Source organism: Nonomuraea endophytica, assembly GCF_014203235.1.
In the GTDB taxonomy this organism is placed as follows: domain Bacteria; phylum Actinomycetota; class Actinomycetes; order Streptosporangiales; family Streptosporangiaceae; genus Nonomuraea; species Nonomuraea endophytica.
Genome location: NZ_JACHIN010000024.1, coordinates 1 through 21844 on the forward strand (window position 1 = coordinate 1; position 21844 = coordinate 21844).

Sequence of the window (21844 nt, forward strand, 5' to 3'; positions counted from 1 at the left end):
TCTGGCACAACGACAAGACCGGCCAGCCCACCGCCCGATCCCTCACCGCCTACGACCATTGATCGTAAGCAGCCGCCTTGGAATCAACCATCTAGGGCGCCGGATGGCGAAGGGTGTGAGGGCAAGGGGTGAGGCGGCAAGGGGGAGGGGTGGCGAGAGGCGGGGCCGTGGGAGGTGGAGAACGAAGGGTCGTGACGGCGGGGACCACGTCCGACGTGAGAAGCGACCCCCACGATCGGCGCCCGCTCACGGCGGCGGGTGGCGTGGGGGGCGGCACCGCCGTAACGGAAGGGCGGGCTTGATCCTGAAGGGATCTTGAAGCGGAAACACGCTGGTTGATCTTGGGGGAGGTAACGTTTGGGTCAGGATTGGGGCCCGCTCTGATGGGAGTGCTGGTTGCGCCTCTTTCCCGAGCGCGCCTGTCGTACCAATGTGTGAGGTATGAACGCGACGGTAGGCGACCGGCTCCTCATGCACGGGAACACCGTTGGCGAAGGGGACCGGCGCGGAGAGATCATCGAGGTTCGCGGGACGGAAGGCGGACCGCCGTACATCGTACGGTTCGACGACGGGCACACGGGTCTGGTCTTTCCCGGCCCTGATGCGGTCGTTGTGCCTCAGTAGGATTTCCGTGTGGAATCCCAGATCATCTCGCTGACCACCGGGTCACGCGAGACGGTGCACGACATCACCCCGCAGTGTGAGGAGTTCGCGCGCGAGCAGGGCGGCGACGGGCTTTTGCACGTGTTCGTCCCGCACGCGACCGCCGGGGTGGCGCTGATCGAGCTGGGCGCGGGCAGTGATGATGACCTGCTGTCCGCCCTGGCCGACCTGCTGCCCGCGGACGATCGCTGGCGGCACGCGCACGGTTCGCGCGGTCACGGACGGTCGCACGTCATGCCCGCGCTGATTCCGCCATACGCGACGGTGCCGGTCCTCGGGGGACGGCTGGCGCTGGGAACCTGGCAGTCGATCTCGGTCGTTGACCTGAACGTCGACAACCGTGAACGCCACGTTCGTCTGTCGTTTTTGTCGGGTTGATTCGGACGGTCCTGTCGCCGTACCCGTGGCGACCGTTGACGACTGAGGGTCACAGCGTGTGGACTGTCCCGAAGCGATAAACCGCAAAATGCGGGGCCACTCAAGCAGGAGGGATAAACGTGAGCGCGACCGCGGGTCAGGCGCAGGGCGAGCGCGGCCTGGCCGAACGACTCGGCCTCAAGCCGGGTCAGGTGGTGCAGGAGATCGGTTGGGACGAGGACAGCGACGAAGAGCTTCGTTCGTCAATCGAGAACCTGACCGGCAACGAACTGCTCGATGAGGACAGTTACGACGTCGTAGACGTGGTGCTGATGTGGTGGCGCGACGGTGACGGCGATCTCTTCGACGTTCTGAGCGATGCCATGCGATCACTCGCAGAGGGCGGCCAGATCTGGCTGCTGACTCCCAAGGCCGGTCGCGACGGCCATGTGGAGCCGAGCGACATCGGGGAGGATGCCGCTACCGCGGGCCTTTCGCAGACGAGCAGCATCTCCGCCGCACCCGATTGGTCGGGGACCAGACTCGTCGGCCCCAAGGGCCGACGCTAGGGAGCCAGAGCGCCTGCCATGATGGCCGTGTGAACCCACTGGTAGGCGCCCTAGCTCCCGACTTCGAACTCCAGGACCAGCACGGCGCCCCGGTCAAGCTCTCCGCCTTCCGGGGCCGCGAGGTCGTGCTGGTCTTCTACCCGCTGGCCTTCAGCAACGTCTGCAACAGCGAGTTGTCGGCCTTGCGGGACTTTGTCACGGACGCGCAAATTCTGACTGTCTCCGTGGACTCTCTTTTCTCCCATCGTGCATGGGCGGACCAAGAGGGCTACACATTCCCACTCCTGTCGGATTTCTGGCCACACGGACAGGTCGCGCGGGCGTACGGTGTGTTCGATGAGCAGAAGGGGCTCGCGCAGCGGGGGACCTTCATCATCGACGGCGCGGGCGTGGTCCGTTGGTCGGTCGTGAACCCGATCGGCACGGCGCGTGACGTAGCCGACTATGCCAAGGCACTCGCCGAGATTTCGTGACAACGGAGGATGCGATGCCCTGCTACAACTGCGGGGCCCGGCAGACCGACCCGGTACGCGGTGCGAGCCCCTGGAAGCGCGGGGTGCGCGACGAGTCCCAGGTGCTCATCTGCCCGGACTGTCAACGGCTGCACGACCTCGACCTCGACACGTGCGGCACCTGCGGGTCCAGCGCGTTGATCTGCCGGTTGGGCGAGGTCGAATGCCGCTCGTGTGGCTCGGTCCGGCAGGCGCGATCGGGGGATCCGCTGGTGCCAGAAACGCCGCCGGGACTGTCGGCCGAGGTCGAGGCCGCTCTGAACCGGGTGCTGGGCCGGGCGTGACGGGGATGGTTGTCTCAGGGCGGCCACATTTTTTCCGGACATATGCTGAGCTGCGCTATCGTCTCCTTTCGTGTCCGCAATGAGTTCGTTCGTCGTCGCACTCGACGTTGGTGGCACGTCCATGAAGGGCGGCCTGGTCAGCGAGTCCGGCGTGGTGCTCCTCACCGAGCGCCGCCCGACCCCCCGCGAGGAGGGTCCGGACGCCGCGGTGAAGGCGATCCGCGAGTTCATCAGCCATCTCGCCGCGTCCGGTGACGGCATCCCGTCCGGGGTCGGCCTCGCCGTACCCGGGCTGGTCTCGGAGAACTCCGCGGTCTACTCCGCGAACATCGGCTGGCGCGACGTCCCCGCCGCCGACTTCACCGCTCTGGATGTTCCGGTACGGCTCGGCCACGACGTACAGACCGGCGGCCTGGCGGAGAACGTCCTCGGCGCCGGGCAGGGGGTGGACGACTTCCTCTTCCTGCCGATCGGTACCGGAATCGCCGGAGCCCTGATCCTGCGCGGCGAGCCGTACGGCGGCTCGGCCGGATGGGGCGGCGAGATCGGCCACATCCCGGTCTTCCCCGACGGCGAGCAGTGCGCCTGCGGCCAGTTCGGCTGCCTGGAGACCTACGCGTCGGCCGCCTCCGTGGGCCGCCGCTACAGCCAGCGCGCCGGCCTGTCAGGCGTCAAGGCCGAAGAGGTAGTGGCCTCCGACGACCCCCTGGCCGTCGAAGTCTGGGACGAGGCCGTAGAAGCCCTCTCCCTCGCCCTGGCCACCTACACCCTCCTCCTGGACCCCAGCATGATCGTCCTGGGCGGCGGCCTGGCCGAAGCGGGCCCCGCATTGTTCGACCCGGTACGCACCCGCCTGGTAAAGCGCCTGGCCTTCCGCGACGCGCCCCCGCTGGTGCCCGCGGCGCTCGGCGTGGACGCCGGCATGCTGGGCGCGTCCCTGCTCGGCTGGCGCGCCGCCGGCCGCCCCGACCTCGGCCCCGGCTGGACCGTCAATGTGCGCTCGGCGCCGTTGGTGTCGTAAGGTGTAGTGCCGTTCGGGACGATTAGCTCAGCGGTAGAGCACTCGCCTTACAAGCGAGGGGTCACTGGTTCGAACCCAGTATCGTCCACCTGGTCTTACACCTTCTTTCCGATCTTGTCTGCCGTCGCCGAGTGACCAATGGCTCGTGCTGGTGGTCTAGGCTCGGCCGTACAGTTGGCGCATGTAGCTGGTGCATCGGGGGAATCTGCGGGCTGACTCCTCCGGGTCGTCCGGGTCCCAGTCCTCGTCGGTCGGAGAGGGCAGACCGTTCAGCACGTAGCCTCGAGCCTGGAGGATGTCCGCAAGGGCGTCCCAATCCTTGCCCGTCACCCGTATCCACGCTTTGCCGGCCACGTAGTCGAGTTCCTCGAACTCCGGCCAGTCTTCGTCGGTGCGTGGGATGCGGTTGCTCTGCAAGTAGAGATAGTGCTGGACCGCCGGCACCTCGGCGAGGCTGTCCGGATCGCTTGTGACTCGTTCGAAGGTCTGCCGTCCAAGTCCGACCAGCCACATCTGGAAGTACCAGACACTGTCGAGGCCGCCCACCAGGTCGAGCTCATATGCCGCACCCCAGACCAGGTTCGTGTCCGCCTTGAGGCGGGCCTCCTGCATCCACGAGGCGAAATCCGCGATCTCCTCGGCGGGTCGCGTCACGAGTCGCTCATGGAGCCATCGCAGGCGCTCCTGCTTCGTCTCGCTCTCGTGGGCGGATCGCTCGATCAGATCCCAGAAGGCGTCGATGTCCATGGGGCGTGATCATGGCATGGCACAGGAGGGCTGGCCACTGCGGGTAGACCCACCGGGCCCCGGTAATTTCAGCGGGGGCGGTGGCCTTTCTTGGTTCGGTTGGTGGAGCGGGGCTGGGTGGGCTTTCGGGGCTTTTGGGGTGTTGGCCTTTTTGCGGGTGAGGTCGTACGGCCGCGCGTGCTGTTCACCGTTCGGCCGCGGACGATGCCGATGAAGTCGTCCATCAGGTCGGTTGTCGCATCCTTGAGCCAGGCCAGGCCGATCTGGGATTGCGGGGCGTCCGTCACCGGGCGGTAGGTCAGGTCTTTGCGGTGGTGGAGGCGGGCCAGGGACTGGGGGACCAGCAGGATGCCGGTGCCGGCGGCTACCAGTTCCACGGCCTCGCCGGTTGTGGGTGGGCGGGTGAACGCGGGTTCGCCGGGCAGGTCGGTCCACTCGATCGGGTCGTCCAGTGGCTGGAGTACCTCTTCGCCGGCCAGGTCCGCGATGGTCACCTCGTCTAGTGCGGCGGCCGCGTGGTCCTTCGGCACCACTACCACTGTGGTCTCGAGATAGAGGGGGATCACGTTGAGTCCGTCCCGGTCTACGGGCAGGCGGACGAATCCGGCGTCGGCGCCGCCTTCGCGCAGCATCGGCACGATTTCGGTGGCGGTGGTCTGGTGCAGGGTGAGTGGAACGTCGGGCTTTCGCTCTGCCCAGATGTTGGCCCATTTCGCGGGGGTCACCCCTGGCGCGTACGCCAGCCGGAACCCCGTACCGTTCTCCCCTGCAGTCACCCGCCCAGGGTACCTATGTCAGGAGAGCCCGTTCCGAGTGACTACGCTTGGCGACATGACCTCGCCCAAGACGAAGACCACCCAGACGATGAAGCCCGCGACCGCGGCCAAGAAGCTGGGTGTCCTGCTCTCGGCGACTCCCGCCGAGTTCCAGGAGGGCGTCGTCTCCAGGGACGAGCTGAACGAGCTGCAGTCCAAGCCGCCTACCTGGCTCGCTGACCTGCGGCGCAACGGCCCGCACCCCAAGCAGGTCGTCGCGGCGAAGCTCGGGGTTTCCATCTCCGGTCTGGCCAGAGGTGGCATCACCGAGCCGCTCACCACCGCCGAGATCGAGGCGCTGAAGGTGGAGAACCCGGGATGGCTGGAGCGCGAGCGGTCCATCCAGGCCGAGTTGCGCAAGGAAGCACTCAAGGTCAAGCAGGGCTGATCGGCGGCCCCATCGGGCGGGCTGCCAAGCGGTTCGTAGGAACGCCGCCAAGCAGGGCTGACCGGCGGCGCTAGCCCACGTCGGGAGGGGCGGGCTGCCAAGCGGTCCGCGGGAACGCCGCCAAGCAGGGCTGACCGGCGGCGGATTCCCGGGCCTTCCATAGACCCGCCGAACAACGCCGCCGAACAACGCCGCCGAACGCCGCCGAACGCCGAACAACGCCGCCGCCCAGCCCGCCCAACAACGGCGGCGGACAGCGTTCCGGCCGCATGCCGTCTCCGAGCGACGAGGTGTCTCCCTGGCGAGGCGCGGATGGCCGCCCGGGAACGAGCTGCGAAAACGCCCGGTCAACAAAACTGAATGACTCGCGAATGACCGGTAAAAGTGCGACAACCCGCGTGGATTGGGAAATATCTGGGTTACGTGGGATCGTTGAAGGCTCGGCGGCGTGGGGAGCGTCGCTACGGGCTGCGACCCGCCAACCGATCGCGTGAGGTCACGTACCGGGGCCCGCATCGTCTACGCATGAGGTGAGCCTTGGTGGTCAATGCCGTGATTCCGCAGGATGCCGTCTTCCTGTCCGCCGCTGGGAGTACGAGCGCGCGGACTCTCGTGGACGTTCTTCACGAGAGTGCCGCTGCCCACCCCCACGCGCCCGCGCTGGACGACGGCGTGAGCGTCCTCGACTACTCCCGGCTGGCCAAAGAGGTGGCGCACCTGGCCGGTTCGCTGGGCGAGATGGGCATCGGGCCGGGGGAGCGGGTCGGGATTCGGGTGCCGTCGGGCTCCAACGATCTCTATGTCGCCATCTTGGCGGTGCTGGCGGCCGGGGCGGCCTATGTGCCGGTGGATGCGGATGACCCCGACGAGCGGGCCGAGCTCGTGTTTCAGGAGGCGGACGTCGCGGCGGTGATCGGGGCGGCGGGGATTATGAGCAGGCGCGACGCCATGGCCGAGGCGCGGCCGCCGGTGCCCGAGGACGACGCCTGGATCATCTTCACCTCCGGCTCCACGGGCAAGCCCAAGGGCGTGGCGGTCAGCCATCGCAGCGCGGCCGCCTTCGTGGATGCCGAGGCGGGGTTGTTCCTGGAGCTGCGGCCCGGGGACCGAGTGCTCGCGGGCCTGTCGGTGGCGTTCGACGCCTCGTGTGAGGAGATGTGGCTGGCCTGGCGCAACGGCGCCTGCCTGGTTCCGGCGCCGCGTTCGCTGGTCCGCACCGGGATGGATCTCGGGCCGTGGCTGGTGGAGCGCGGGATCACGGTGGTGTCGACCGTACCCACGCTGGCGGCGTTGTGGCCGGTCGAGACGCTGGACGGCGTGCGGCTGCTGATCTTCGGCGGCGAGGCCTGCCCGCCCGAGCTGGCAGACCGGCTGAGCACTCCCGATCGGGAGGTCTGGAACACCTACGGGCCCACCGAGGCCACCGTCGTCGCGTGCGCGGCGCCGCTGGTCCAGGGGGAGCCGGTGCGGATCGGGCTGCCTCTGCGGGGCTGGGACCTGGCCGTGGTCGACCAGACGGGCCGGCCGGTCGCCATGGGGGAGGCGGGCGAACTTGTCATCGGGGGCGTCGGGCTGGCCCGCTACCTCGACGAGGACAAGGACCGGGAGAAGTACGCGCCGCTGGAGTCGCTCGGCTGGGAGCGCGCGTACCGCAGCGGTGATTTGGTCGTGGCCGATCCCGACGGGCTGCTGTTCGTGGGGCGGGCCGACGAGCAGATCAAGCTGGGCGGGCGGCGGATCGAGCTGGGCGAGGTGGATGCCGCCCTTCAGGCGCTGCCGGGGGTGACCGGTGCGGCGGCCGCGGTCAAGACCACGGCCTCAGGACACCAGCTTCTCGTCGGCTATATCGTGACAAATGGGGAAACAACCCACGCGCGGGAACAGCTTGAAGCCGTGCTGCCCGCCGCCCTCGTGCCCCGGCTGGCCGTGGTGGATCACCTGCCCACGCGCACTTCGGGGAAGATCGACCGTGACGCGCTGCCCTGGCCGCTCGATGACGACGACGAGGAGGCCGCCGACCTCGACGGACTCCAGGCGTGGCTGGCCGAGCAGTGGCAGGACGTCCTGGGGCAGCGGGTCGGCGGGCCCGACGCCGACTTCTTCACCGCGGGCGGCACCAGCCTGGCGGCGGCGCGGCTGGTCTCGACGCTGCGCGGCAGGTACCCGGACGTGGCGGTGGCCGACCTCTACGACCATCCGACGCTCAGCGGGCTGGCCGACCGGCTGGAAGAGCTGGAGCCGCCCGCCGAGGAGAACACGCGCGTCGTGCTGCCGATGCCGCGCCGGGCGGCGCTGGTCCAGACGGCGCTGATGCTGCCGCTGCTGACCGTGCGCGCGATGCCCTGGGTGGTCGGCGCGCTCGCGGTGGGCAATCTGACGAACGTCCACGCGGTCGGCTGGTGGTGGGTGATCGCGGGCGCGCTGCTGTTCCTGACGCCGTTCGGCCGCCTGTCGCTGGCGGCGGGCGCGGCGCGGCTGGTCCTGCGCGGCGTCAAGCCCGGCGTGTACGCCCGGGGCGGCGCCACCCACCTGAGGGTCTGGTTCGCCGAGCAGATGGCGGCCGGTCTCGGCGCCAGCGGTCTCGCCTCGGCGCCCTTGATCACCTATTACGCGCGGGCGCTGGGCGCGCAGGTGGGCGAGGACGCCGACCTGCACACGATGCCGCCCATCACCGGCATGCTCAAGCTCGGCCGGGCCGCCGCGATCGAGCCCGAGGTGGACCTCACCGGCTACTGGCTGGACGGCGACCTGTTCAGGCTCGGCGAGATCAGGATCGGGGCCGGCGCGACCGTCGGCGCCAGGTCGATCGTCCTGGCGGGCGCGCGGATCGGGAAGAACGCCCAGATCGCCCCCGGCTCGGCGGTCGGCGGCGACGTCCCGGCCGGGCAGCGGTGGGCGGGGGCGCCGGCCGTACGGAAGGGGAAGCTGACGCCCAAGGCGCCGGCGCCCCGCAGGTACCGCCGGTGGAGTGTGGCCTACGGCGTGTCCGCGATGGCGTTCAGCCTGATCCCGCTGGTGGCCGTGCTGCCCGGGATCGCCGTGCTCGGCCCGGCGGGCATCGCGGCGGCGACGGTCGTCTCGATGGTCAGCATGGCGTTGCTGCTGCTCGTGGCCGTCAGGCTGCTGTCGATCGGGCTGCGCGCGGGCAGCCACCCGGTGCACAGCCGTACGGCATGGCAGGCCTGGGCGACCGAGCGGCTCATGTCCATGGCCAGGGTGTGGCTGTTCCCGCTGTATGCCAGCGGGCTCACCCCGATGTGGCTGCGCGCGCTCGGTATGAAGGTGGGCCGCGACGTCGAGCTGTCCACGGTGCTCGCGCTGCCCTCGATGACCGAGGTCGGCGACGGCGCGTTCCTGGCCGACGACACCAAGGTCGCCCCGTACGAGCTGTCCGGCGGCTGGATGCGCCTGGACCATGTGCGGATCGGCAAGCGGGCGTTCGTCGGCAACTCGGGCATGACCGCGCCCGGCCGCAAGGTGCCCAAGGACGGGCTGGTCGGCGTGCTGTCCGCGGCGCCGAAGAAGGCCAAGGCGGGTTCTTCCTATCTCGGGATGCCGCCGGTCAAGCTGCGCAGGACCGCTCAGAGCGGCGATACGGGGCGTACCTATGACCCGCCGTCGCGTTTCAAGGTGGCGCGGGCGCTCGTGGAGGTGTGCCGGGTGGTTCCGGCGATCGCCACGGCCGCGCTGGCGGTGCTCGTCGTCACCGCGCTGGTCACGATCGCCCGCGACCTCCATCCGGTCGCCGCTGTGCTGCTCGGCGGCGTGGTGCTGGCCGGGGCCGGGTTCGCGGCGGCGGCGGTGTCCGTGGTGGCCAAGTGGGCGCTCATGGGCCGGATCCGGCCCGGCGACCGGCCGCTGTGGAGCGCGTTCGTCTGGCGCAACGAGCTGGCGGACAACTTTATCGAGGTGCTCGCCGCACCCTGGTTCGCGACCTCATGGCTCGGTACGGCGGGGCTGAACGTCTGGCTGCGTGCCCTGGGCGCCAAGATCGGCCGGGGCGTGTGGTGCGAGACCTACTGGCTGCCGGAGATCGACCTGGTCAGCCTGGGTGACGGCGCCTCGGTCAACCGCGGTTGCGTGCTTCAGACCCACCTGTTCCACGATCGGGTGATGAGCATCGATACAGTCGAGCTGGCTGAGGGTTCCACACTCGGCCCGCACGGGGTGGTGCTGCCCGCGGCCAAGGTCGGGAGCAACACCACGATCGGCCCCGCCTCGCTGGTGATGCGGGGCGAGTCGCTGCCCGCGCGGACCCGGTGGTACGGCAACCCTGTCGCCGCGTGGCATCAGGCAGCGTGATCGACGGGAGGATGGTGCGGTACTTCCCCGACCGTGGCGACGACGGGTACTCCGTCCGGCACTACGATCTGGCACTCGACTACCGGCCGGGGCCCAACCGGCTGGCCGGCGTCGCCAAGCTGGACGCGGTCGCCGCCGAGCCGCTGGAGCAGGTGCGGCTCGATCTCGGCCCGCTGCACGTCTCCCAGGCGCTGGTCAACGGCATGCGCTGCCGGTTCACGCACGGCGGGGGCAAGCTGCGGCTGACGCCCGGCGGGCGGCTGCCCGAGGGGCGCGAGTTCACGGTGGAGATCCGGTACGCGGGCAACCCCAGGCCGGTGCCCAGCCCGTGGGGCGGGCTCGGCTGGGAGCAGCTGGAGGACGGCGCGCTCGTGGCCAGCCAGCCGACCGGCGCGTCCTCCTGGTTCCCGTGCAACGACCGGCCCTCCGACAAGGCGACCTACCAGATCGCGGTGACGACGGCCACGCCGTACACGGTGGTGTGCAACGGGCGGCTCACCTCGACGCGGCGGGCGGGTTCGCGCACGACGTGGGTTTACCACGAGGCGGTGCCGATGGCCTCCTACCTCGCGAGCGTGCAGATCGGCCGCTACCAGCTCGGCGACCTGCCGGGCGAGGTGCCGCAGCGGCTGGCCGTGCCGGCGTCGGCGGCGGTGCGGGCGCGGCGGGCGCTGGCCCGGCAGGACCGGATGATGCGGGTCTTCACCGAATGGTTTGGTCCCTACCCGTTCGCGGAGTACGCGGTGGTGGTGACCGAGGACGACCTGGAGATCCCGGTCGAGGCCCAGGGCATGTCGATCTTCGGGCCGAGCCAGCTCGCCGAGGAGCGGCTGGTGGCGCACGAACTGGCCCACCAGTGGTTCGGCAACAGCCTGACACTGGCCCACTGGCGTGACATCTGGCTGCACGAGGGCTTCGCCGCCTACGCCGAGTGGCTGTGGTCGGAGGAGTCGGGCGGCGAGAGCGCCGCCTCGCACGCGCGCCGCTGGCACGCGGCGCTCAGCGCGCAGCCCGCCGACCTGGTGCTCGCCGATCCGGGGCCGAAGCGCCTGTTCGACGACCGCGTCTACAAGCGCGGCGCGCTCACGCTGCACGCGCTGCGCGGCGTGCTGGGCGAGCCGGCGTTCCGCTCGGTGCTGCGCGAGTGGGCCGACGGGTACCGCCACGGCACCGTCAGCACCGGCCGCTTCACCGAGCTCGCCGGCCGTTACGCCCCCGAGCCGCTGGACACGTTCTTCCTGTCCTGGCTCTATTCGGAACGGCTCCCGCCGCTGTCGTAGACCTCAGGACCGGACGAGGCGGGCGATCGCGTCGGCCGCCTCCTTGACCTTGAGCTGCGCCTCCTCGCCGCCCTTCCGGGTGGCCTCGGCGACGCAATGCGCCATGTGCTCTTCCAGGAGTGCCAGGGCGAACGACTGCAGAGCGCTGGTCGTCGCCGACACCTGGGTGAGGATGTCGATGCAGTACTTGTCGTCCTCGACCATCCGCTGCAGGCCCCTGGCCTGGCCTTCGATCCTGCGCAGCCGCCGTAGGTGCTCCTGCTTGTTCTCGGTGTATCCGTTCACGTGACCCCGTCCTCTCGTCACCTTTCGCAACGCAATACCCCCCTACCGTATTTCCTCTCATGCCTTACGGGGGTAGGGTCTCCATAACTTGAACATGAATGTTCGACTTGTGGAGGTGATGGTCATGGGGCGCTGGGCCGTACTGGGACTGCTGGGGTTGGCGCAGTTCATGCTGATCGTCGACATCACGGTGGTGCAGGTGGCATTGCCCACGATCGGGACCGAGCTCAAGCTCGGCCGGGAGGCGCTGACCTGGGTGGTGACGACGTACACGCTGGTGTTCGGCGGGCTGATGGTGCTCGGCGGGCGGCTGGCCGACGCCTTCGGGGCGCGGCGCACGCTGCTGGCCGGGCTCGGGGTGTTCGCCGCGGCCTCGCTGGTGTGCGGGGTGGCGGGCGACGGGGCGACGCTGATCGCCGGGCGGGCGTTCCAGGGGGTCGGGGCGGCGTTGATGTCGCCGTCCGCGCTGGCCGTGATCACCCGGACCTACCACGGCGAGCTCCGCAACCGGGCGCTGGGCGTCTGGGGGGCGATCGGCGGGTCCGGCGCGGCCGTCGGCGTGCTGGCCGGTGGGCTGCTGACGGCGGGGCCGGGGTGGAGCTGGGTGTTCTACGTCAACGTCCCGATCGCGCTGGCCGTCCTCGCCGTCCTGCCTCGGCTCGTGGAGCGGGACGAGGCGGTCCTGCCTCGGCTGGTGGGACGGGATGAGGCGGGTGCCTCCGGTCGGCGGGTTGACGTGCCGGGGGCTGTGACGGTGACGCTGGCCACCGGGCTGCTCATCTACGGGCTGGTCGGCGCGGGTGACGCCGGGTGGGGCGCGTTCTCCACGCTGGCCGCGCTGGGCGGCGCCGTACTCGGGTATGGGCTGTTCGTGCTGGTCGAGCGGAGCGTGCGCACGCCGTTGATGCGGGCCGAGACGATGGCCAGGCGGGCCGTGGTCTCGGGGACGTTCGTGATGCTGGCGGCCACGGGACTGCTCCTCGGACTGTTCTTCGTCAGCTCGCTCTACCTGCAGCACGTCCTCGGCTACGACGCGCTGGCCACCGGGCTGATCTTCCTGCCGGTGGCCGTCGCGATCACGCTCGGGGCGCACCTCGGCGGGCGGCTGGTCGGGAAGGTCGGCGGGCGGCCGGTGGCCCTGGTGTCGTTCGCGCTGACAGCGGCCGGGGCGGCCCTGATGATGCGGATCTCGCCGGACGCGAGCGTCTGGACCACGCTGGTGCCCGGGTTCGTGCTGGCGGCGTTCGGGATCGGACCGGCGTTCGTCACGGCGACGACCACGACCATGGCCAACGTGCCGGCCGGTGAGGCGGGCGTGGCCTCGGGCGTGATCAACACCTTCCACGAGCTGGGCGGGTCGATCGGGGTGGCGGTGGTCTCGACGATGGCCGCGGCGAGCCTCGCGCCGGGGGCGGTCGGCATCGAGGGCTTCACGGGGGCGCTGCTGCTGTGCGTGATCGTGGCCGCGGTGGCGGCCGTGGTCTCGTCGGTGCTGGTGCCCGCGGGCAAGCCGTCCGGGGTCACCGTGGGGCACGGGCACGGCCACTGACATTCCGGGAAACATGCCGAGGCCGGATAATCGCTCGGCTCTAGACGGAAGTTCTAATATAGTGACATCTTCAACTAAGGGGGCCCCGTAATCACATGAACCGGAGAGGGTTGACTTGTGAGCACGGTGCGAGAACGGGGGGCATGCGGGACCGCGACGATCTCTCTGATCGAGGGTGAGCGTGCTCTGCACGCTGACGGGGATCTGAACGCCGCACGTCACCACTTTGACGCCGCCTATCACGAGGCGGAGCGCGACGGCGACACCGTGGCGCTGGCCAGGGCGGCACTCGGTCTGGGTGGCATCTGGGTGCACGAGCACCGCACCGCCGCCGAGGCGCAGACGATCCGCATCCGGCAGCGCCATGCCCTGACCCTGATCGACCCGCGCTCGCCGCTGGCGTTACGGCTGCGCGCCCGCCTCTGCGGCGAGGAGGACTACCGCTCCGGCCGCCACGCCGGGATCCTGGCCATGCTCACCCAGGCCAGGCACTCGGGCGACCCGGTGGCGCTGGCCGAGACGCTCAGCCTCGCCCACCACTGCGTCCTCGGCCCCGAGCACGGCGTGCTGCGCCACGAACTGGCCGAGGACCTGATCGGCCAGGCCAGCAGGACGGGCCGCCGCGGCGACCTGATGATGGGGCTGATGTGGCGGACCGTCGACCTGTTCCTCGCCGGTCACCCGCACGCCGGACGCTCGCTCGACGAGTTGCGCGCGCTCCTGGACGAGACCGACCACCTGGCCGTGGGCTTCATCGTCAGCGCGATCGACGTGATGCTCGCCATCAGGGCCGGCCGCTTCGCCCAGGCCGAGCAGCTCGCCGCGGAGAGCGGGGAACGCGGCGCGCGGGCCGGCGACATCGACGCGGCGGGCTGGCCCAGCGGCCAGGTGACGATCGTCCGCTGGTACCAGGGGCGGCTGCCCGAGCTGCTGCCGGTCCTCACCGAACTGGTGAACTCCTCCGTGCTCGGCGTCCTCGACTACTCCTACCTCGCCGCCACCGCGACGGCCGCCGTGGGAGCCGGGGAAACCCGCCTGGCCGCCAACATGCTGGCGCGCCTGCGCGGTCAGGACCTCGCCTGCCTGCCCAGCTCCAGCGTGTGGCTGACCACCCTGTACGGCGTGGCCGAGGCGGCCCACCTGCTGGGCGAGGCCGACCTGTCCACCCAGACCTACGAGCTGCTGCGGCCCTACGCCCATCTGCCGGCGATCACCAGCCTGGGCGTGGCCTGCCTCGGCTCGGTGCACCACCCGCTGGGCGTGGCCAGCCTGACCACCGGTGACATCGCCCGCGCGGTGATCCACTTCGGCGAGGCGGTCCGCGCGAACCTGGCGCTCGGGCACTGGCCGGCCGTGGCGCTGTCGCGCTGGCGGCTCGGCCAGGCGCTCGCCCTGCGTGGCGAACCCGCCGAGCGGGAGCTGGAACTGGCCGCGCAGGAGGCGGCCGAGATGGGGATGGTGCTGCCCGCCTCGCCTTCCGGTACGGCCCGCCGTACCGGAAAGGTGGTGTGCAGGAGGCGCGGGGCGCAGTGGCAGTTCGAGTTCGGCGCCCGCTGCGCGCACGTGGACCACAGCGTGGGCATGGGCCATCTGGCGACGTTGCTGGCCAACCCCGGGCGTGAGGTCCGGGCCGGCGACCTGGTCACCGGGCCGGCCGCGACCGAGGCGGTCTCCACCCAGCCGCTGCTGGACGAGGAGGCCAAGCGCGCTTACCAGCAGCGGCTCGGCCAGTTGCAGGACGACATCGACGAACTGGAGTCCATGAACGATCTGGAACGCGCCACGGCGCTGCGCGCCGAGCACGACTGGCTGGTCACGGAGCTGGCCGCGGCGGCGGGGCTGGGCGGGCGGACGCGGTCGTTCGCCGGCACCGACGAGCGGGCCAGGATCTCGGTGGGCAAGGCGATCCGGCGGGCGATCGGCCGGATCGCGGAGGCGGACCCGGTCATCGGGGCCGAACTGCGCGCCACCGTCCAGACCGGGCAGCGCTGCGTCTACCAGCCCCGCTGACTCAGGTGGTGCAGGTGAGCTTGGGCTCGGGCTGGTAGACGGTGGTGAACTTCTGCCTGCGCAACTCCTTGCCGTCCCGCTTGAAGATCCGCCAGACGTCGATGGTGAAGCCCTCCACGCCGCTCATCGGCTGGCACTTGGGGCCGGACTCCTTGAGCGTGGGGAAGCTCTTGACGTTGTAGCGGGCCGAGCTCTGCGACTCGACCTCGTAGCGCTTGGTGCTCCAGAACTGCACGGTGATCGAGGTCGAGGTGTAGGAGGTCTTGATCAGCACGCCGTACTTGGAGTCGTTCTTCCAGCGGAAGTCGGGCTGCGGGTAGGAGACGGTCGACTCGCGGCCCGCCGGGTAGCGCGAGATGTAGTACATGTGCGGCATGTGCTGGACGTCCTGGAAGCCGCCGAAGAAGACCGCGTTGAACATCGTGGTGGCGAACTGGGAGACGCCGCCGCCCACGTCGTCCACGAAGCGGCCGTTGAGGATCATGGGCGCCTCGACGAAGCCGCGGGCCTTGTCGCGCTTGCCGACCAGGCCGTTGAGCGAGAACGTCTCGCCGGGCTTCACCACGTGGCCGTCCACGATGTCGGCGATCGTGTGGATGTTGGTGACGCGCGGCGCGCAGCACGGGTGGTTGGAGGTGTAGGAGGAGACCCGCTCCTTGACGCCCAGCTTGCCGGCCGCCTCGGTGGTCAGCCTGGCCGGCGTGACCTTGACCGGAGCCTTGGCGGTGCGCTCGCCGGCCGCCACCGCCTCGGCCACGGCCGTCCCGAGCTCCTTGTCGTCGATGCCCTTGCCGTCGCGCGCGGGCACGACCTTCGGCCGGCCGGACACGATCTTGAAGGTGGCGTCGCGGGGGAGGTGGCCCTCCTCGACGAGCCGCTTCTCCAGACCGGGAGCCACCGCCTTGGCGTCGAAAACCGGCTTCAGCGTGCCGCCGTCGCCGGTGAAGCTCAGGCCGGCGGCCAGCTCGGCGCGGGTGATCGCCGCCTCGCGGGCGCCGCTGGTCACGGTGAAGTCGGCCGCGACGGCAGTGCGCGCCGTGGTCGAGGCCACTTCACGCACCTCCTTCGCCGGTACGGCAGGCGGCAACGTCTTGGTGACCAGCTCCACCGGCCCGCCGTCGCCCAGGAAGGCCCCGCGTACGGCGCTCGCCGCCGCCGCCCGGTCCAGGGCCAGCCCCTTCTTCGGCATCGCCGTACGCGGCTCCAGCCCCTGGTAGGAGATGACGCCTTCCTTCGGCTTGCGGTCCACGGTCTTGGCCAGGGCGGTGATCCGCTCGGTGAGCGCCTGCTCGTCCACCTTGACGACCGGCTGGAGCTCGCGGCTGCCGAAGATCGAGCGCACGACCCCGACCGGGGTGGAGGCGCCGTCCATCGCCGCTGCCACCGTGGCCGCGACGTCCACGGACAGGCCCAGCTCGACCGGCTCCAGCCGGGTCTTCTTGCCCGCCGCCGTCACCTCGATCGCCCGGGTGGCGCGCGGGCGCAGCTCGCGTTCCAGCCGCGAGCGCGCCTCCTCGGGTGACAGCCCGCCGATGTCCACGCCCGCGACCTTGGTGTCCGGAGGCACCTCTCCGGCCAGCATGATCGCCGGTACGGCGTAGGCCAGCACGGCCACGCCGAGCACGGCGGCCAGGATCACGAGGGTTTTCGGCATTTTGGGCATTCAGGTCTCTCCGGGCATCAGGTATTCGCCGGTCTGAAGAGTACGTTGAACATGCCACCACCGTCGCCCGAGTCGTGCACGATCCCGTCCTCGGTGACCGCCAGCAGGCGATTCTCGCCGATCGCGGCGAAGGCTACCGCGGGGCCCGGCAGGGCGCCCGCCGGACGCCACGAACGCCCGCCGTCGTCGCTGGAGTGGATCCGGCCGCCGGTGTCGACGCCGGTCAGCTCCTTGGCCGCCGCCACGTGGGTGAGCGGGGGCGCCTTCTCGACCGGCTCGAAGTCCATGCCGCGGTTGGCGCTGACCTTGAGGCCGTCCGGGGTGGTCGCGTACAGGCGCTCGCCCGCGAAGGCCAGGTCGTTCACCTGCTCCGCGGCGCCCTGCGTCCAGGTCGTGCCGCCGTCGCCGCTGGCGCGTACCCGGCCGGTGACGCTGTCGAAGGCGTAGAGGTCGGCGCCGGCGGGCTCCAGCGCGTGGAAGTCGGCGCCGCCCTCCTCCGAGACGGTGGTCCAGGTGGCGCCCGCGTCGGTCGTGCGGATCAGGCCCAGGTTCGGCGGGGCTTCGGGGGTGTCCTCGCCGGGGTGGCCGCTGGCCAGGAACGTCTTCGGGCCCGTCACGGTGAAGCCCATGTGGTCCCGGACCCGCCCGGCCACGCGCTGGGCGCTGCTTTCGCCGGTGACCTTGAACAGCCCGTAGTGGGCGGCCAGGTAGACCGCGCCGTCGGCCGGGTCCACGCCGACGCCGTGGACGTGGCCGATGCCGGGGTCCGGCCGTTCCTGGGCGCAGGCGGTGGCGGTCAGGACCAGGAGGAGGCAAGCGAGGGTTCTGGGCATGGCCAGATACTACTATTGGTCGTCGTAGATGGGCTGTCCGGCCGTGATGCGGCGCTTGAGCTTGATCAGGTCCTTGGGGGAGTTGACGGCCACCGCGCCGACCAGGACGTCCTCGCGGGTGAAGGCCACCGCGAACCGGTCCTCCTCCGGCGCGCCCGCCACGACCGTCGCGGTGTCGGCCAGGTGCGGCAGGCCGGCGGTCTGGATGCGGCTGCCGTGCACGCTGGTCGCGAAGTTCGGCACTCCGTCGAACGCCCGGGACTCCTCGGGGCCGGCCAGCAGGTTGCGGGCCGCGGCGGCGCCCTGGTCGTTGGCGTTGGACCAGTGCTCGACTCTGACCGTGGCGCCGCCGTACAGGCTGTGGGGCCAGCGCGCCACGTCACCCGCCGCCACGATCCGCGCGGACCCGCGCGCGAACAGCGTCTCCTCCACCAGCACCCCGTCGTCGACGGGCAGCCCGCTGCCGTCGAGCCACTCGGTGTTCGGGACCACGCCCAGGCCCGCCACCACCAGGCCGGCCGGGATCGCCCGCCCGTCGGCCAGCCGCACCCGCCCCTCCTCGACCGCCTGCACCCGCACGCCCGAGACCAGCTCGACCCCGCCGCGCTCGTGCAGCCCGGCCAGCCACGCCGACGCCACCTCGCCCAGGCCCGCGAGCATCGGGCGGCGGCCCGAGTCGATCAGCGTGACCTTGAGCCCCAGCTCGCGGGCGGTGGAGGCGACCTCCCCGCCGATGAACCCGGCGCCGACCACCACCACGTGCTCGTGCCCGCGCTCCAGCTCGGCGCGCAGGGCCAGCGCGTCCTCCAGGGTCCGCAGCATGCGCGCCGCCGCCATCGGGCGCGGGCGGGCGCCGGTCGCGATGACCAGGCCGTCGTAGCCGAGCTCGGCGCCGTCGTCGAGGGTGAGCGTTCTGGTCGCGGGATTCAGGTGTACGGCGGTGCGTCCGCGCGACCACGAGTCGTCCAGCTCGCCCGCGCCGGGCAGGAGGATGTCGTCGTCGCCGCGCAGGAGGCCCTTGGACAGCGGCGGCCGGTTGTAGGGCAGGTGCGTCTCGGCGCCGACCAGGGTGATCTCGCCGTCGAAGCCTTCCTGGCGCAGCGTCTGCACGGCGCGCAGGCCGGCCAGCGAGGCGCCCACCACGATGATCTTGTTGAGGGTTCGCATGAGCCAGGACTATACCCCCTATGGGTATGTAGGCAGGACTTGCGCTCCCGGCTGTTGGATGCGTATGTTGCTCACCATACCCGTTGGGGGTATCTATGGAGAAGGAGTTGGGACGACATGAGCACGACGACGTTCGCGGTGACCGGGATGACCTGCAACGGCTGCGCCAACAAGGTGAAGGGCGAGATCGGCAAGGTTGACGGCGTGTCCCAGGTGGACGTGGAGCTTGCCACCGGGCGGGTGACCGTGACCGCCGACGGTGTGGCCGACGCGCGGATCATCGACGTGGTGGAAGAGGTGGGCTACGAGGCCGTCGTGGTCTGAACGGTGTGGGGGATGGGGCCGGGCGCCGGCGCGTCCGGCCCTTGCTACTATTTCTAGTAGTTGTCATGGGGGTGAGCATGCTGCTTCGGCTCGGGCGGTCGCTGCTGCTCATCCTGCTCGTGGTCGGGGTGTGCGGGATGCACACGCTCGGCCACCTCACCCATGACAAGGGGCATGCCGCCGTGGCCCAGGCGCCCGTGGCCCTGGGCGAAGTGGGCGGGCTGCCGGGGGTGGATCCCGGGGTGGTGTGCCTGGCCGTCCTGACGTCGATGGTGTTCCTGCTGCTCGCCGTCGTGTGGGCCGGGATGCTGCCGTGGCCGCTGCGGGCCGTCCGCCGTACGTGGCGGGTGCGCGAGGTGGCGCGGGCGCCGCCTCGGCTCACTGAGCTCTCCGTGATGCGCATATAGGCCGACCTGGTGTTCATCAGGCCTTATCTCATCTTTGACGGGAGTTCAGTTCACCATGTTCATCAGCATGTCTCGCCGGATCTCGCTGGCCGTCGCCTCCGGAGCGGGGGCGCTCGTCCTGCTCACCGCCTGTGGGGGGAGCGAGCCGCCGGCCGCCGCGCCCACACCGGCCGCCGCCACCTCCGCCACGTTCAACGACGCGGACGTCATGTTCGCGCAGATGATGATCCCGCACCACCGGCAGGCGGTCGAGATGGCCGACCTCGCCGTCGGCCGCGCCGCCGACCAGGAGATCAAGGACCTGGCCGCGAAGATCAAGGCGGCGCAGGACCCGGAGATCCAGACCATGCAGGGATGGCTCCAGGAGTGGGGCAAGCCGCTGCCCACCGGCGGCATGGACCACGCCATGCCCGGGATCATGTCGGAGGACGACATGAAGAAGCTCGCCGCGGCCAAGGGGGCGGCGTTCGACCGGATGTTCGCCGAGCTCATGATCGCCCACCACAACGGCGCGATCGAGATGGCCAGGACCGAGCAGCAGCAGGGCGCGGACCCTGAGGCCAAGGAACTGGCCAAGGCCATCGAGACGGCGCAGCAGACCGAGGTTGCCCAGATGCGCGCGCTCCTCGAACGCCTCTGACCGCGGGGGTTTCCCGGAGGTATCTCCGGGAAACCCTCAGGTCCGCTCGTAGACCGCGACGTTGAAGAAGCGGCCGTCGTGCTCGCCGTCCTCGTTCGACACGCTCGTCAGCCGGGGGTGGCCGTCGAAGTGGGTGTGCAGGAGGCGGGCCTGCGGGCGGGAGTGGGTGAGGACGAGGTGGCCGCCCGGCTCCAGCAGCCCGGCGAGCCGGTCGGCCACCGCCGGGGTGTTGCCCAGGTAGTAGAGGAGCTCGCCCACGAAGATCAGGTCGTACGGCCCGCGGGCGTCCTCCGTCAGGATGTCCAGGCGCACGAACGTGGCCGACGACCCGGTGCGCGCCGCCTGCTCGCGGGCCCGGCGCAGGGCGCGGTGGGAGATGTCGGCCCCGACCGTCTCGGCCTCCGGGTGCGCGGCGGAGGCGAGCATCGTGAAGCAGCCCTCGCTGCACCCCACGTCGAGGACCCGGGTGTAGTCACGCTTGGGCACCTGGTCCAGCGTCGCCTTGTACTTCTCCCGCTCGTACGCGTCCACCGTGACGCTCCACGGATCGGCGCGGATGTGCCAGAGATCGAAATACCCGCGCAGCAGCCGCCGCTGAACCCTCGGCCCCGCCAGCGACATGGCTCCGAACAAGAGCTGATGAATCCGGTTGGGGCGCTCGTCCTCGGCCATGATCCTCCACATCTCCCAACGACGTTCCGCCCAACCTACGTCGTGACCGGCGCGAATGATCGGGAACGCGGCGGGAAACTCATGGCATGCGCGGGCTGATCCGCCCCTGGTCAACCAGCGCCAGATACACCGCGAACGCGCCGACGGCCCACGTCTCCGCGTGGGCGCTGGACAGGATGATCTCCTCGCCGTCCCTGGACACGATCTCGTATCGCCCGAACGGCAGGCGCCGCCAGGCGATCAGCACGTTCTCGTACACGAGCACGTCCAGCATCGCTGCCAGGTTCTCGCGGTTGGGGGCGGGCACGGGGCAGGACTCCTCGCTCCCTCGCCGTCCCCTCCATTCTGCGTCCTCGCAGCGGGTTTAACTACTGGGCCGCCGGTCGGGTGGCGGACTCGGAGCGCTCGTGTTCGCGGTCGGCACGTTCCCGCTTGAGTACGGCACGCACCCCGAGCAGGAAGGCCGTGGCCACAACCGCGGGCGGGACGAGGGCGGCGACGACTTCATACATGCGAGCCAGTTTACGGCCCGGAACCTCCGGTCCCGCTGGCGGTGTACAAGCAGCGGAGGTGTAGTCATGAGAAGACTCCTGTTCGTGCTCTCCGCCACGCTGGTCCTGGCGGCGGGCTGGCTCGCGACCCCCGCGAACGCGGGCGGCTGGGCGATGACGTACCTGGACCCGCTGCCGGCACAGTTCCAGCCCGGCACGAGCTACACGGTCGGCTTCTGGGTGCTGCAGCACGGCACGCACCCGTTCGACGGCGACCTGGGCAAAACGGGCCTGCGGCTGACCGCCGCCGACGGCAAGGTCATGACGTTCGACGGTACGGCGCAGCCCGAAGCCGGCCACTACGTGACCTCGATCGCCGTCCCCAAGGGCACGTGGAAGGTGGAGGGCATCCAAGGACTGTTCAAGGAACACGACGTCGGCACGCTCACCGTGCCCGGTGGGCTGAAGATCAACCCGGCGCCCGAGGACCTGCGCGGGGACGGCAAGGACTACTGGGGCGCGATCCGCCCGCCCGGCTTCCCGGCAGGCGGCTCCGCCGACCGGGTAGTGGCCGCCCCCGCCGCAGCGTCGGCTCTCGCGCCCGCCCCGGTCTCGGCGCCTGCGCCCGCTCCTACGGGTGAGACCGCGGGCTTCCCGCCGTACGCGCTGCTGCTGGCGGGGGTGGGTGGCGCTGTGGTCGCCCTGGCAGGGGTACGGCTGGCCCGCAGGCGCCCCATGGACGAGACCCCGGCGGACGACAAGGACACGATCACCGTGTCCGGCTGAAGGACACGCCGGCCGGTGGCCCTCGCCGTACGCGGCGGGGGCCACACGCGTGATGGTTGGCGCCTGCCGATCGGGGAAC

At 70.6% G+C, this 21844-nt stretch carries 24 protein-coding genes and 1 tRNA gene; 16 read left to right on the top strand and 9 right to left on the bottom strand.

All coding sequences use genetic code 11. The annotated features are described in order from the left end of the window. The first annotated feature begins 441 nt into the window (after positions 1-441). The 7 genes from HNR40_RS49495 (at position 442) to HNR40_RS49525 (ending at position 3494) form a co-directional block, all read left to right on the top strand. The gene (locus tag HNR40_RS49495) at positions 442-624 is read left to right on the top strand and encodes a DUF1918 domain-containing protein (RefSeq protein WP_184974625.1); all 183 of its coding nucleotides are present in this window, start codon (positions 442-444) and stop codon (positions 622-624) included. Between the two features lie 9 nt (positions 625-633). After that, a complete protein-coding gene (locus tag HNR40_RS49500) occupies positions 634-1041 on the top strand; it encodes a secondary thiamine-phosphate synthase enzyme YjbQ (protein ID WP_184974628.1) in 408 nt (135 codons plus the stop codon). Between the two features lie 119 nt (positions 1042-1160). Further along, on the top strand, positions 1161-1589 hold the full coding sequence (locus HNR40_RS49505; RefSeq protein WP_184974631.1) for a DUF3052 domain-containing protein: 429 nt from the start codon (positions 1161-1163) through the stop codon (positions 1587-1589). A gap of 29 nt (positions 1590-1618) precedes the next feature. After that, positions 1619-2062 carry a peroxiredoxin gene (locus HNR40_RS49510; protein WP_184974634.1) on the top strand — a complete coding sequence of 148 codons (444 nt, stop codon included), beginning with the start codon at positions 1619-1621 and terminating at the stop codon, positions 2060-2062. After that, a complete protein-coding gene (locus tag HNR40_RS49515; RefSeq protein ID WP_312896833.1) occupies positions 2059-2385 on the top strand; it encodes a hypothetical protein in 327 nt (108 codons plus the stop codon). Before HNR40_RS49510 ends, HNR40_RS49515 begins: the two co-directional genes overlap by 4 nt. Before the next feature lie 79 nt (positions 2386-2464). Then, entirely contained in the window at positions 2465-3406 is a 942-nt protein-coding gene (locus HNR40_RS49520) for an ROK family protein (protein ID WP_184974944.1), read from the top strand. A 16-nt stretch (positions 3407-3422) separates the two neighbouring features. Beyond that, positions 3423-3494, top strand: a tRNA-Val gene (locus tag HNR40_RS49525). A gap of 68 nt (positions 3495-3562) precedes the next feature. On the opposite strand, the gene HNR40_RS49530 is transcribed toward HNR40_RS49525, so the two are convergent. Both HNR40_RS49530 and HNR40_RS49535 read right to left on the bottom strand, forming a co-directional pair. Next, the gene (locus HNR40_RS49530) at positions 3563-4153 is read right to left on the bottom strand and encodes a DUF4240 domain-containing protein (RefSeq protein WP_184974637.1); all 591 of its coding nucleotides are present in this window, start codon (positions 4151-4153) and stop codon (positions 3563-3565) included. 68 nt (positions 4154-4221) lie between these two features. Then, positions 4222-4929 carry a LysR family substrate-binding domain-containing protein gene (locus tag HNR40_RS49535; protein WP_312896834.1) on the bottom strand — a complete coding sequence of 236 codons (708 nt, stop codon included), beginning with the start codon at positions 4927-4929 and terminating at the stop codon, positions 4222-4224. Between the two features lie 55 nt (positions 4930-4984). On the opposite strand from HNR40_RS49535, the gene HNR40_RS49540 reads away from it, so the two are divergent. The 3 genes from HNR40_RS49540 to HNR40_RS49550 all read left to right on the top strand — a co-directional run bounded on the left by HNR40_RS49540 (position 4985) and on the right by HNR40_RS49550 (position 10938). Further along, complete coding sequence (locus HNR40_RS49540; RefSeq protein ID WP_184974640.1) at positions 4985-5356, top strand: DUF5997 family protein; 372 nt, start codon at positions 4985-4987, stop codon at positions 5354-5356. 612 nt (positions 5357-5968) lie between these two features. Continuing rightward, positions 5969-9658, top strand: a complete 3690-nt coding sequence (locus HNR40_RS49545) for a Pls/PosA family non-ribosomal peptide synthetase (protein WP_312896835.1) — start codon at positions 5969-5971, stop codon at positions 9656-9658. After that, positions 9655-10938, top strand: a complete 1284-nt coding sequence (locus HNR40_RS49550; protein WP_312896836.1) for a M1 family metallopeptidase — start codon at positions 9655-9657, stop codon at positions 10936-10938. Before HNR40_RS49545 ends, HNR40_RS49550 begins: the two co-directional genes overlap by 4 nt. Before the next feature lie 3 nt (positions 10939-10941). Here HNR40_RS49550 and HNR40_RS49555 read toward each other — a convergent pair whose 3' ends face one another. Then, positions 10942-11223 carry a metal-sensitive transcriptional regulator gene (locus tag HNR40_RS49555; protein WP_184974646.1) on the bottom strand — a complete coding sequence of 94 codons (282 nt, stop codon included), beginning with the start codon at positions 11221-11223 and terminating at the stop codon, positions 10942-10944. A gap of 94 nt (positions 11224-11317) precedes the next feature. Between HNR40_RS49555 and HNR40_RS49560 the strand changes: the two genes are divergently transcribed. Both HNR40_RS49560 and HNR40_RS49565 read left to right on the top strand, forming a co-directional pair. Continuing rightward, positions 11318-12772, top strand: coding sequence for an MFS transporter (locus HNR40_RS49560; protein WP_184974649.1), 1455 nt, complete (start codon positions 11318-11320; stop codon positions 12770-12772). 117 nt (positions 12773-12889) lie between these two features. Further along, positions 12890-14782 carry a hypothetical protein gene (locus HNR40_RS49565; protein WP_312896837.1) on the top strand — a complete coding sequence of 631 codons (1893 nt, stop codon included), beginning with the start codon at positions 12890-12892 and terminating at the stop codon, positions 14780-14782. Position 14783: 1 nt separating this feature from the next. Here HNR40_RS49565 and HNR40_RS49570 read toward each other — a convergent pair whose 3' ends face one another. The 3 genes from HNR40_RS49570 to HNR40_RS49580 are packed head-to-tail and all read right to left on the bottom strand — an operon-like array spanning position 14784 to position 18445. Further along, entirely contained in the window at positions 14784-16436 is a 1653-nt protein-coding gene (locus tag HNR40_RS49570; RefSeq protein ID WP_184974652.1) for a VanW family protein, read from the bottom strand. A gap of 26 nt (positions 16437-16462) precedes the next feature. After that, positions 16463-17278, bottom strand: coding sequence for a F510_1955 family glycosylhydrolase (locus HNR40_RS49575; protein ID WP_184974655.1), 816 nt, complete (start codon positions 17276-17278; stop codon positions 16463-16465). Positions 17279-17290: 12 nt separating this feature from the next. Next, on the bottom strand, positions 17291-18445 hold the full coding sequence (locus HNR40_RS49580; protein WP_184974659.1) for an NAD(P)/FAD-dependent oxidoreductase: 1155 nt from the start codon (positions 18443-18445) through the stop codon (positions 17291-17293). 117 nt (positions 18446-18562) lie between these two features. Here HNR40_RS49580 and HNR40_RS49585 point away from each other — a divergent pair, with 117 nt between their 5' ends. The 3 genes from HNR40_RS49585 to HNR40_RS49595 all read left to right on the top strand — a co-directional run bounded on the left by HNR40_RS49585 (position 18563) and on the right by HNR40_RS49595 (position 19816). After that, positions 18563-18769 carry a heavy-metal-associated domain-containing protein gene (locus HNR40_RS49585; protein WP_184974662.1) on the top strand — a complete coding sequence of 69 codons (207 nt, stop codon included), beginning with the start codon at positions 18563-18565 and terminating at the stop codon, positions 18767-18769. Positions 18770-18846: 77 nt separating this feature from the next. Continuing rightward, positions 18847-19176 (top strand): hypothetical protein, encoded by a 330-nt coding sequence (locus HNR40_RS49590; protein ID WP_184974665.1) that lies wholly within the window; start codon positions 18847-18849, stop codon positions 19174-19176. A gap of 67 nt (positions 19177-19243) precedes the next feature. Beyond that, positions 19244-19816: a DUF305 domain-containing protein gene (locus HNR40_RS49595; RefSeq protein WP_246510786.1), complete on the top strand. Its 573-nt coding sequence runs from the start codon at positions 19244-19246 to the stop codon at positions 19814-19816. 36 nt (positions 19817-19852) lie between these two features. Here HNR40_RS49595 and HNR40_RS49600 read toward each other — a convergent pair whose 3' ends face one another. The 3 genes from HNR40_RS49600 to HNR40_RS49610 form a co-directional block, all read right to left on the bottom strand. Then, positions 19853-20488 carry a class I SAM-dependent methyltransferase gene (locus HNR40_RS49600; protein WP_184974669.1) on the bottom strand — a complete coding sequence of 212 codons (636 nt, stop codon included), beginning with the start codon at positions 20486-20488 and terminating at the stop codon, positions 19853-19855. A gap of 79 nt (positions 20489-20567) precedes the next feature. Next, entirely contained in the window at positions 20568-20795 is a 228-nt protein-coding gene (locus HNR40_RS49605) for a hypothetical protein (protein WP_184974671.1), read from the bottom strand. A gap of 61 nt (positions 20796-20856) precedes the next feature. Further along, positions 20857-21000, bottom strand: a complete 144-nt coding sequence (locus HNR40_RS49610; protein WP_184974673.1) for a hypothetical protein — start codon at positions 20998-21000, stop codon at positions 20857-20859. Positions 21001-21066: 66 nt separating this feature from the next. Between HNR40_RS49610 and HNR40_RS49615 the strand changes: the two genes are divergently transcribed. Continuing rightward, positions 21067-21765 carry a hypothetical protein gene (locus HNR40_RS49615; protein ID WP_184974675.1) on the top strand — a complete coding sequence of 233 codons (699 nt, stop codon included), beginning with the start codon at positions 21067-21069 and terminating at the stop codon, positions 21763-21765. Positions 21766-21844: the final 79 nt, after the last annotated feature.

Excerpts from the sequence above, each read along its gene's own strand:
- HNR40_RS49495 (WP_184974625.1), top strand. The coding sequence starts at position 442 with ATGAACGCGACGGTAGGCGACCGGCTCCTCATGCACGGGAACACCGTT.
- HNR40_RS49580 (WP_184974659.1), bottom strand. The coding sequence starts at position 18,445 with ATGCGAACCCTCAACAAGATCATCGTGGTGGGCGCCTCGCTGGCCGGC.
- HNR40_RS49560 (WP_184974649.1), top strand. The coding sequence starts at position 11,318 with ATGAATGTTCGACTTGTGGAGGTGATGGTCATGGGGCGCTGGGCCGTA.
- HNR40_RS49520 (WP_184974944.1), top strand. The coding sequence starts at position 2,465 with ATGAGTTCGTTCGTCGTCGCACTCGACGTTGGTGGCACGTCCATGAAG.
- HNR40_RS49600 (WP_184974669.1), bottom strand. The coding sequence starts at position 20,488 with ATGGCCGAGGACGAGCGCCCCAACCGGATTCATCAGCTCTTGTTCGGA.
- HNR40_RS49590 (WP_184974665.1), top strand. The coding sequence starts at position 18,847 with ATGCTGCTTCGGCTCGGGCGGTCGCTGCTGCTCATCCTGCTCGTGGTC.
- HNR40_RS49570 (WP_184974652.1), bottom strand. The coding sequence starts at position 16,436 with ATGCCGAAAACCCTCGTGATCCTGGCCGCCGTGCTCGGCGTGGCCGTG.
- HNR40_RS49595 (WP_246510786.1), top strand. The coding sequence starts at position 19,244 with ATGTCTCGCCGGATCTCGCTGGCCGTCGCCTCCGGAGCGGGGGCGCTC.
- HNR40_RS49615 (WP_184974675.1), top strand. The coding sequence starts at position 21,067 with ATGAGAAGACTCCTGTTCGTGCTCTCCGCCACGCTGGTCCTGGCGGCG.
- HNR40_RS49530 (WP_184974637.1), bottom strand. The coding sequence starts at position 4,153 with ATGGACATCGACGCCTTCTGGGATCTGATCGAGCGATCCGCCCACGAG.
- HNR40_RS49540 (WP_184974640.1), top strand. The coding sequence starts at position 4,985 with ATGACCTCGCCCAAGACGAAGACCACCCAGACGATGAAGCCCGCGACC.
- HNR40_RS49610 (WP_184974673.1), bottom strand. The coding sequence starts at position 21,000 with ATGTATGAAGTCGTCGCCGCCCTCGTCCCGCCCGCGGTTGTGGCCACG.
- HNR40_RS49585 (WP_184974662.1), top strand. The coding sequence starts at position 18,563 with ATGAGCACGACGACGTTCGCGGTGACCGGGATGACCTGCAACGGCTGC.
- HNR40_RS49575 (WP_184974655.1), bottom strand. The coding sequence starts at position 17,278 with ATGCCCAGAACCCTCGCTTGCCTCCTCCTGGTCCTGACCGCCACCGCC.